7 protein-coding genes are annotated in these 10114 nt (G+C 73.1%); all 7 read left to right on the top strand.

Features of this window, described 5'->3' with window-relative positions; translation table 11 throughout:
• Positions 1 to 53: 53 nt before the first annotated feature.
• Entirely contained in the window at positions 54 to 1334 is a 1281-nt protein-coding gene (locus ITI46_RS30705) for an ATP-grasp domain-containing protein (protein WP_209243202.1), read from the top strand.
• Positions 1331 to 2647, top strand: coding sequence for an ATP-grasp domain-containing protein (locus ITI46_RS30700; protein ID WP_209243201.1), 1317 nt, complete (start codon positions 1331 to 1333; stop codon positions 2645 to 2647). Before ITI46_RS30705 ends, ITI46_RS30700 begins: the two co-directional genes overlap by 4 nt.
• Positions 2644 to 4041 (top strand): MFS transporter, encoded by a 1398-nt coding sequence (locus ITI46_RS30695; protein ID WP_307808391.1) that lies wholly within the window; start codon positions 2644 to 2646, stop codon positions 4039 to 4041. Before ITI46_RS30700 ends, ITI46_RS30695 begins: the two co-directional genes overlap by 4 nt.
• 137 nt (positions 4042 to 4178) lie before the next feature.
• The gene (locus tag ITI46_RS30690) at positions 4179 to 5507 is read left to right on the top strand and encodes a hypothetical protein (RefSeq protein ID WP_209243200.1); all 1329 of its coding nucleotides are present in this window, start codon (positions 4179 to 4181) and stop codon (positions 5505 to 5507) included.
• Entirely contained in the window at positions 5504 to 7084 is a 1581-nt protein-coding gene (locus ITI46_RS30685; protein ID WP_209243199.1) for an MFS transporter, read from the top strand. The genes ITI46_RS30690 and ITI46_RS30685 overlap by 4 nt, the downstream gene beginning before the upstream one ends.
• Positions 7014 to 9920, top strand: a complete 2907-nt coding sequence (locus tag ITI46_RS30680) for a beta-ketoacyl synthase N-terminal-like domain-containing protein (protein ID WP_209243198.1) — start codon at positions 7014 to 7016, stop codon at positions 9918 to 9920. Before ITI46_RS30685 ends, ITI46_RS30680 begins: the two co-directional genes overlap by 71 nt.
• A partial coding sequence (locus tag ITI46_RS30675; RefSeq protein WP_209243197.1) for a hypothetical protein occupies positions 9917 to 10114 on the top strand: 198 nt, incomplete at its 3' end. The genes ITI46_RS30680 and ITI46_RS30675, both read left to right, overlap by 4 nt.

The raw sequence follows: 10114 nt of genomic DNA, 5'->3' as shown, positions 1-10114 counted from the left end.
CCCGTACCCCCGTCTTTGGCCCGTCCGCGAACGGAAGGCAGTGTTCCACCGCCATGAGCATCCTTGTGCTGCACAAGAAGAATCTCAGCCGCAGACGCCATCTCGCCCGTGCCCGCGACTACGCCAGGCAGCACGGCGAGCGGCTGCTGCTGGTGATGAAGGACCCGGACTGGGAGGCGGACTACGTCGACCGGGTGGAGATCGCCGACACCAGCAGCATCGACGAAACCCTCACCGCGGCCCGCCGGCTGGCCGCCGACGAGAGCGAGCCGTTCACGGCGGTGGTCACCTTCGCCGAGGCGCCGGTGCCCGCCGTCGCCCGGGTCGCCGCCGAGTTCGGTCTGCCGGGCGTACCGGAGCGCACGGCGCGGCTGGCCAGGGACAAGTGGCGGATGCGCCAGGCGTTCACCGAGGGCGGGGTGCCACAGCCGCGCCACGGCCTCGCGCACTCCCTGGACGAGGCCCGCGAGCTGGCGCGGCACACCGGCTTCCCGCTGGTGATGAAGCCCGTGCTGGGCACCGGCAGCATGTTCGTCCGCAGCGTCGCCGACGAGGACGAACTCGCCGCGTACTTCGAGACGTTCCGTACCGGCGCCTGGGACGGGTTCACCTACGATCCGCTGCACGAGGCGGCGCAGCGCGAGTACGAGGGCGGGCTGCTGCTGGAGGAGTTCGTGCCGGGCACGGAGATCTGCGTCGAGTCGGTGGTGCACGAGGGCGCCACCACGACGCTGGCGATCCACGACAAGCCGTTGCCGACCGGCCCCACCTTCGAGGAGGTCTATGCCTGCACCCCCACGCGGCTGCCGGCCGCGACGGTCAAGGCCGTCGAGGAGGCGACCGCCGCCGTGCACCGGGCGCTGGACATCCGCACCGGGGCCACCCACGTGGAGTTCCGGCTGCGGGGCGCGGAGCACGACCCGGCCGGCCCGCCGCAGCCCGTGGTACTGGAGGCCGCGGCGCGGATGGGCGGCGGGCCCATATACCGCTCGGTCCAGCTGTCCACCGGCGTCGACATGGTGGCGGCGGTACTGGACCTGGCCCGTGGCCGCGCCCCGCACCTCGATCCGAGGCCGGAGCCCACCCCCGTCGGCTTCTGGAACATCTTCCCCAAGCAGGCGGGTACCTTCACCGGCGCTGCGGGTCTGGAGGAGGTACGCGCGGACCCGCGCGTGGACGAGGTGGAGATCTACCGCGAGCCCGGCGAGCACCTGCTGGTGCCGCCCCGCACCTTCCAGGGCCACGGCCACCTCATCTACACCGTCGAGCGCACGGACCAGCTCGACCCCGTCTTCCGTGAACTGACCGGCGCCCTGCGCCTGGAGACCGCATGACAGCGCCCGGCACGGGACGAAGGCGCGTCGCCGTCGTCGGCGGACAGTCCCACTCGGTGATGGCGGCGCCCGAGCTGGACCTCGACGTCGTACTGGTCCACGCCCCTGGGATGTACGAGGAGAAGCTGCACGCCTACTGCGAGCGGATCGAGCACGCCGACCTGTCGGACGCCGACGCGCTGTTCGACGTGCTCGCCCCGCTGCACGAGGAGCGGCCGTTCGCGCGGGTGCTGACCACCAGCGAGGTCGGTGCCGTACCCACAGCCGAGGTGACCCGCAGGCTCGGCCTGCCCGGCAACAGCCCGGAAGCCGTCGCCACCCTCCAGGACAAGGCGCTCACCAGGGCCGCGCTGGAGCAGGCCGGTATGCCCGCCGTACGGCACCGGGTGGTCGAGGGCGCCGACGCGCTCGCCGCCTTCCAGCGGGAGACCGGCGCCCGTATCGTCCTCAAGCCGGTGGACGGCACCGCCAGCGCGGACGTCCACTTCGCCGACGACGAGCACGGAGCCCGCCGGATCTGGGAGCAGTACGCCGCCGAGGGCCACGCTCGGGGCCTCGCCGAGGAGTTCCTGGAGGGCCCGATCATCAGCGTCGAGTCCTTCTCCGCCGACGGGCGGCATCTGCCCGTCGCCCTGATGACGTCCGTCCTGGACGCACACCTGGTGGAGATGGAACACACCGTTCCTGGCGCCTACGGAGCCGAGTGGACCGAGCAGCTGCACGAGCAGACCGTCGCGCTGCTGACTCGGATCGGCCTGCTGGAGGGCCCCACCCACACCGAGTTCCTGCTCACCCCCGACGGGCCCAGGATGCTCGAGTCGCACAGCCGGATGGGCGGCGGCGGAGCACCCGCCGTCGTCCGCCGCGCCTGCGGGCTGGACTTCTCCCGGATGTTCCTGTCCGTACCGCTCGGCATCGAGCCGCTGCCGGAGAAGGCGCCGGAGCCGACTGCCGCCGCCACCGTACGGTTCTTCGCGCCGGAACCCGGAGTGCTCACCGGATTCGACGGCATCGAGGAGCTTCAGGCCGCCGGAGTGACCGTGCTGCGGGCCCCTGACGGGGTGACGTTACCCGGCGTCCCGGGCCTGACGGAGCTGTCCGGAGCGCCCACGGGCGTGATGCTGGCCATGGGCAGGGGCGGCACCGTGCCGCCCATCAGGGCCGGCTGGGACCGCGCCATGGGCTATGTGATCGCCACCGCTCCGGACGCGGCCGAAGCGGGCAGGCGCTGCGACGAGGTCGAGCGGATCCTGCGCATCCGGACGACGGCGGCCGGACAGCCGGCGGCCGGCAGTGAGGCGGTGCCGAAGTGACCGACGCACACGAGGGCGCCGAGCGCTCCCCCGCCACCGGTACGACGGCTGCCGCCCAGCCGGCCCTCGCCCCGGGGGCCGGTCCGCCGCCGGACGAGCCGGGCACGCCCGCCAAGCCCGCCAAGGACAGCAGGCCCGGGAAGCCGGAGAAGCCAGGCGACTCGGCGGAGCAGCCGGGGCTGATGCGGGACCACGACTTCCGGATGCTGTTCTCGGCAGCCGTGGTCAGCAAGGTCGGTACCCATATCGGCTATATCGCGCTGCCGCTGGTGGCCATCGAGACGCTGGACGCCTCGGCCGGGCAGGTGGGCGTGCTCGGCATGCTGAGCACGGTCGCGTTCCTGCTCATCGGACTGCCCGCCGGTGCCTGGGTGGACAGGATGCGCTACCGGCGCACCATGATCGCCGCCGATGCCGTCCGTGCCGTACTGCTCGGCTCCGTACCGCTCGCCGCGCTGTTCGACGCGCTGACCATCACGCAGCTGTACGCCGTGGTGCTGCTGAACGGCTGTGCGACCGTCTTCTTCGACGTCGCGGCGCAGAGCTGTCTGCCCGACCTCGTCGGCCGGGACCGGCTGGTGGCCGCCAACTCGCAGCTCAACAGCTGGGACGCCGCCCTGCAGGCCGGCGGCCGCGGCGGTGGCGGCTTCCTGGTGCAGGCCCTCACCGCGCCGGTCGCAGTGCTGGCCAACGCGCTCGGCTTCGTCTGCTCGGCCCTGCTGCTCGGCCGGATCCGCAAGCCGGAGGCCCGCCCGGAGCGGGACCGCCGCAAGACGCTGTGGGCGGAGATCGGCGAAGGAGTGCGCTTCGTCGCCCGGCACACGGTGCTGCGCCCGGTGGCGATGGCCGGCTCCTGCACCAACCTCTCCGTCTTCACCATCACCACGATGATCCCCGTCGTCTTCCGGGATGAACTGGGGCTGCCCATCTGGGTCGTCGGGCTGTTCCTGTCCATCGGTGGCATCGGGGTGTTCGCGGGCGCGCTGAGCGCCCGGCGGGTCGGCGACCGGCTCGGCCCCGGGCGGGCCCCGTGGATCCTCGGCATGTACACCGTGCCGTTCGCGCTCACCGTGCCGCTGGTGGACCGCGGCTGGCTGCTGGGCGCCGCCGCGGGGGCCTGGCTGCTGGTCACCTTCCGGATGGGCGTGGACAACGTACTGCTCGTCAGCTTCCGGCAGCGGGTGACGCCCACACCGCTGCTGGGGCGGATGAACGCGACCATCCGCTTCCTGTTCACCGGCGCGCTGGCCGTCGGCGGCGGTATCGCCGCCACCGTCGGTGAGTTCGCCTCCGCGCGGACCGCGCTGTGGGTCGGCGCGGTCGGCCTCGCCGGCGCGTGGCTGCCGGTCTTCTTGTCTCCCCTCCGCACGATGAGGGAGCTGCCGGACGAGTAAGGGCCGACGCTTTTGCCGAGAAGGGGCTGCCCCTTTCTGCGCGTCGCGGACTGCGGGTGCTTCGTGGCTGGTCGCGCAGTTCCTCGCGCCCCTTAGGGGCACGCAACGTTGCCGAACGATCCCCTTAGGGAGAAGCCATGACCGACTCCGTGACGCAGAGTTACAACGGCGCCTGCCGCGCAGGCAACGCCGCGTTACTCCACAGCATGGCCGAAGCGCGGAAAGACTTTCCCCCGCTGTTCGACGCCTCCTGCGGCCACCGCCTGCTACCACGAGCCTTCTTCATCGACGAACGAGAAATGCGCCGCTTCGCCGCAGACGTCCACGCCTTCTTCGATCTCCTGGTGAGCCTGCCCGGCAAGCTCTTCGGCGGCGACCTGGGCGCCTACTGCGAAGCCCTCGGCATCCCGGAGCCCCAGGCACGGCTGATGCGGCGGTTCGCCGACGGCAACCCCACGCCGTACGGGCGTGCGGACCTGTACCACGACGGCACCTCCTTCCGGCTGCTGGAGTTCAACGTCGGCAGCGAACTGGGGGGCGCCGACCGGGCGGAGATCCAGCGCTGTCTGCTGGGCGTGCCGGCGTTCGAGGAGTTCGCGCGGGAGCACCGGCTCAGCTATGTGCACACCGGCGAGCGCATCGCCGCCGCGCTGCGCACCGCGGCGGAGCCGCTGACCGGCGGCGCCGAGCCCGTCGTCGCGTTCACCGAGGCGGACGGCGGACTGGGCACGTATCTGCACCTGGTGCGGTCCTTCCAGGAGATGATGCGCGGCCTCGGTGTCGATCTGCGGATCTGCGAGGTCGGCGACCTGAAGGAGAAGGACGGCAGGCTGGTGCTCGACGGCACCCCGGTGGACGTCGTGCTGCGCTACTTCTCCACCGGCCAGATCGCCCGCGCGCCCGGCGGCGCGGAAGCCGTCGAGCCGGTACTGCGCGCCCACGAGGAGGGCAAGGTGGTGCTGTTCACCACCTTCCAGAGCTCCCTGTACGCCAACAAGGGCTGCCTGGCACTGCTTTCCGGCGCTCGTGGCAGGGAGACCTTCACCCAGGAGGAGCGCGACCTGGTCGACCGCGTACTGCCCTGGACGCGGGAACTGACCCGGGACCTCGTCCCGTACTGCCGCGACCAGCGCGAGCGGCTGATCGTCAAACCGCGTGCCGACTTCGCGGGAGCCGGTATCCACGTCGGCTGGCAGCTCGGCGAGAGGGAGTGGGCCCGCGTGCTCGGCGAGTGCGCGGACGCCGGATTCGTCGTCCAGGAACGGATAGCGCCCCGGGCCGAGCCCGTGCTGGACCCGGAGAGCGGCCGGACCGAGGACTGGATGGCCGTCTGGGACGTCTTCCTCACCCCCGACGGCTACGCCGGATCGCACATCCGCGCCCTGCCGTACGGCGCCGGCGCGGTGGTCGGCATGGGTGCCAGCCCCGACTGCCGGACCTCCGGCCCGTTCCTCGTGGCGCCATGACGGACGGGAAGACGGTCGGCGAGACCGGCGCGGTGACCGGCGGCCCGGCAGACACCGGCAGCGTTTCGGACGGCCGCTTCCGGCTGGTCATCGCCGGCTTCGCCGTCTCGCAGTACGGCAGCTTCCTGAACATGGTCGCGCTGAATCTGTTCGTCTACGCGACGACGGACAGCGCACTGTCGACCGGGCTGTTCATGGCGGTTCGGCTGATCTCCGGCTTCCTCGCAGGGCCGGCGTGCGGCGCTACCGTCGCCCGGTTCGGGGCGCGTTCGGTGATGCTGTGGGCCAACGTGCTGCAGGCAGCGGCGCTGCTGGCCCTCGTACTGGCGCCGCACGGGCTCCGCGCCGTGGCCCTGTTCGTGTCCGCCGCGGTGGTGGGCGCCGGGGGCACGCTGTTTCTCGTCGCGCTGCGCGGTGCCGTACCCGATCTGGTGGGGCAGCGGCGGCGGGCGTGGGCCAACTCGTGGATGGCGACAGCGCGCTCGGGTGCGATGGTCGCCGGCTTCGCCTCCGCCGGTGTGGTGGTCCCGCTGCTCGGCTATACGGCCGCGTTCCTCATCGACATGGCCACCTTCCTGTGCTGCGCGGCCACCGTCACCCTGCTGCCGTCGTCCCCGGCGTTCCCGGCGACCCCGGCGACCTCGCGGGAGGCGGACGGCGAAGGCGAGAGCGAGAGTACGCAGGCCGCGCAGGGCCCCGGCGCATCCCCCGCGAGCCGGCGCGGGCTGCGGGGCCGGATGCGCGGGGCCGCATCCGTGGCGGCGCTCACCGGAACGCCGGTGCTGCTGCTGATGGTCGGTCTGCGTGCCGTCGACGCGCTCGGCTCCTCCTCGCACAACGTCGCCCTGCCCATCTACTCCACCGCCGCCGACCCGGACGACCCGGCGGCGTTCGTCAGCCGCTTCTGGCTCTGCTGGGGCCTGGGCAATGTGCTGATGCAGCAGCTCATCCGGTGGTACGGGCGCCGCACCGGAAAGCAGGCCGGGGCACGGGCCTTCGGCGTCGGCACCGTCGTGATGTCGGTCTCCTTCATCCTGGCCTTCGCCGGCTTCCCGCTCGCAGCCGTGGTGCCGATCGCGCTGGTGGCCGGGGCCGCTGACGGCCTGACGGAGGTGTCCTACGTCTCCCATCTGCAGACGCTGCCGGCCCGCGTCCGCACTCCGGTCTTCGGCCTGTCGGCGACGGCGGAGAACTTCGGCTTCGGTGCCGGGATGGTCGGAGTGTCGGCGCTGTTGGAGGCGTTCGCACCGCTGACCGTGGTCGCCTGGTCGCACGGGGCCGCCGTGGCCGTCGCGGGTGTGTTCCTCGCGCTGCTCGCTCTCGGGCCGCGTGCCCGGCGCTCGTCCCCCGACCGGACTTCCGGCTCTTTGCGCGACTCCCGTTCCACCGGTTCTGCAACGGTCCGCCGCGATCCGGCGGAGAAGGGAACCACAGGTGACAGGCACAGCTCGGACAGCAGCACCACCGCCGGCACCACCGGCGAAGGCGGTGAAGGCAGCGGAGGCCGTGGCGAGGACCCCGGCGGGCCGGACGCCGATAGCGGTGATCGGGACGGCGTTCCGGCTTCCGGGGGCTGACGACAGGGAACAGCTGTGGCGCGACATGGTGAAGGGCGTCAGCCACGTGAGGCGGTTCACCGACGCGGAGCTGCGCGCGGCCGGCATCCCCGAACGGTTACGCGCTGCCGGGGACTTCGTCGCCGCCGGGGCGCCGCTGACCGGCATCGAGGACTTCGACGCCGAGTTCTTCGGTATGAGTGCCAAGGAAGCCGCCGTCACCGACCCGCAGCACCGGCTGCTGCTGGAGTGCTGCCACCATGCGCTGGAGGACGCGGGCTACGGCGACCCCGCACGCGCCGCGGCACGTATCGGCGTCTACGCCACCACCGGTTACCGCCTCCACTCCCTGCACTCCTACCTCGACCACAACCTCGCCGGTGAGCGGGACGGCGCGGACTGGGTGGCCCTCAAGAGCCTCCAGGTGGGCAACTATCCGGACTTCGCCGCAGCGCGGGTCGCCTTCCGGCTCGGGCTGACCGGGCCCACCGCCGGTCTGGCGACGGCCTGTTCGGGCTCGCTGGTCTCGGTGCATCTCGCCTGCCAGGCGCTGCGCGCCGGGGAGGCGGGGATGATGCTCGTCGGCTCGGCGGCGCTCCACCTGCCGCAGGCCACCGGGCACCGGCACATGCGCGGCTCGACCATCTCGCCGACCGGCGCCGTACGGCCGTTCGACGCCGACGCGGACGGCACCGTCGGCGGCAACGGCGCCGTGGCGGTGCTGCTCAAACCGCTGGAGCACGCGCTGGCCGACGGCGACACCGTGCACGCGGTCATTCTGGGCTCCGCCGTCACCAACGACGGCGCCGACAAGCGCAGCTTCGCCGCCCCCAGCGTCTCCGGCCAGCGCGACGCGGTGCTGCTGGCGCTCGAACGCGCCGGAGTGCACCCGGAGACCATCGGCTATCTGGAGTCGCACGGCACCGGCACGCTCAAGGGCGATCCCCTGGAGTTCGCCGGGCTCAGCGAGGCGTTCCGCGCCCATACCGGGGCCCGCGGCTACTGCGCGCTCGGCTCCGCGAAACCGGCCATCGGCCATCTCGACAGCTGCGCCGGACTGGCCGGGCTGGTACGGGCCGCCTTGGTGCTGCGGCACGGCACGGTCCCGCCGCTGGTCAACCACCGCCGCCCCAACCCCGCTCTCGATCCGGCCGACAGCCCGTTCCTGCTGCCGGTCTCCCCCGCGCCCTGGCCCGTCGACGGCGGCCCGCGCCGCGCGTGCGTGCACTCCATCGGGATGGGAGGCACCAACGCGCATCTGATCCTCCAGGAGCCGCCGACGCGCCGGCCCGTCCACGTACCCGAGGGCGGGGACCGTCGTTCGACCGGGCGCGCCCGGGCCGGCCGTGCCCGGACCGGCGAGCTCCCCGCCGCCACCCCCATTCCCGCCCCGCTGCTGCCGCTGTCCGCGCGGACCGGGCCCGCGCTGGCGGACGCGGCACGGGCGCTGCGTGACCGGCTGCGCGCCGGGGACGTGCCGTCGTGGCAGGACCTGGTCACCACCCTCGCGCTGGGGCGCCGGCACTTCGCCCACCGCCTCGTCCTCACCGCCGCAGGACCCGAGGCCCCGCCCCGCCCGGAGCGGCTGGTGGCACAGCTCGACGCCTGGCTGGCGCGGGACCGAAGACGCGCGCGGGAGCGAAGAGGGGAACAGCAGTCGGCTGTAGGCCCGGACGACGGGCGCGCTTTCCGTACCGCCTTCGCGTTCGAGGAAGGACCTGCCGCCTTCCCCGCCGGTGCGGCCCGCGGCCTGTACGGGCGCTTCGCGGTGGTGCGGGAGACCGTGGACGCGCTCACCGGACCGCACCCGGACCTCGCCGCCGTACTGCTGGACCCCGAAGCGCCCGCAGACAGCTGCCGCACCCTGGCCTCCCCCGCCCTGTTCGTACTCCAGACCGCGCAGCGCGCCCTCTGGGAGCAGCTCGGCATCCGGCCGTCCCGCACCACCGGGCGAGGGACCGGATGCTGGGCGGCGTCCTGCGCCTCGGGGACTCTGGCACCGGAGGACGCGCTGCGGCTGATGCTCGACGGCGCCGAGCCGGCGGATGCCGACGCGGATGTTCCGTGCGCCTCGTACGCGTACGCCGAGGCCGTCGTGCTGCACGGCCTGGCACCGGCCTTCCGACCGGCCGCTTCCTGCCGCGCACCAGGACCGGCCGTCTCCGTTCCGCAGCCGGACCCGGTACTGACCGGGTTCTGGAACGCGGTCGCCGCGCTGTACCAGGCGGGCGCGGAACTCGACTGGGCCGCGCTGCTGGGCGAACAGGGGGGCGGACGCGTCCCGCTGCCCGGCTACCCCTTCCAGTGCACCGCGCACTGGAAGGGCCCGCCGCCCCTGGCCCGTACGCAAGCGCGGCCCCGCACCGGCACGTCGGCAGCAAGTCCCCACAACCGCACGGAGGATACGTTGACGGACCAAGCCTTACTCGACCGCGTCACCAAGCTGACCGCTGACCACCTGGACTACGCACCGGAGGAGCTCGACCCGGACCGCAGCTTCGTCGGGCTGGGGGCCGACTCGCTCCAGCTGATCGGGCTCGTACGGCAGTTGGAGGGCGAGTTCGGCGTCGAGCTGGACCTCGCGGAGCTGCTGGACGACGCGGGAACCCCGCGCCTGGCCGCGCAGATGATCGACGAGCGCTCCGCCGCCGCGGAGCAGGGCAGACCCGGGCCGCCCCGCACGGAACCGGATCCCGAACCCCGCCAGGACCGGACAGCAGGGCCCGTCACCCGCGCCGAGCTGGACGAACTCGCCCGGCAGGTCGGCGTGCTGGCCGAGGCGCAGCAGCGGATGCTCACCCAGCTGGCCGACGCGGTGGCCCTGCTCACCTCTGGCCGCGGGACGGTGACCCGATGAGCGCCACCGGCACCCGGAAAGGCCGGGAGGAGGTCCGGAGCACCGGCCCGGCCCGCACGGTGGACCAGGTGGCGAAGCTCTCGGCCGAGCTGAGCGCCCGGCTGGCCGCCGCCCGGGACGCCCATCAGGTGCGCGACGCCCATCAGGCCCGCAACGAACCGGACCCCCAAGTCCCCGGCCCGGACGCCGAACCC

This window comes from Streptomyces oryzae, assembly GCF_017676365.1.
GTDB lineage: Bacteria > Actinomycetota > Actinomycetes > Streptomycetales > Streptomycetaceae > Streptomyces > Streptomyces oryzae.
Note: the sequence above shows the minus strand (reverse complement) of the source record. Positions and strands in the feature narration are given on the sequence as shown.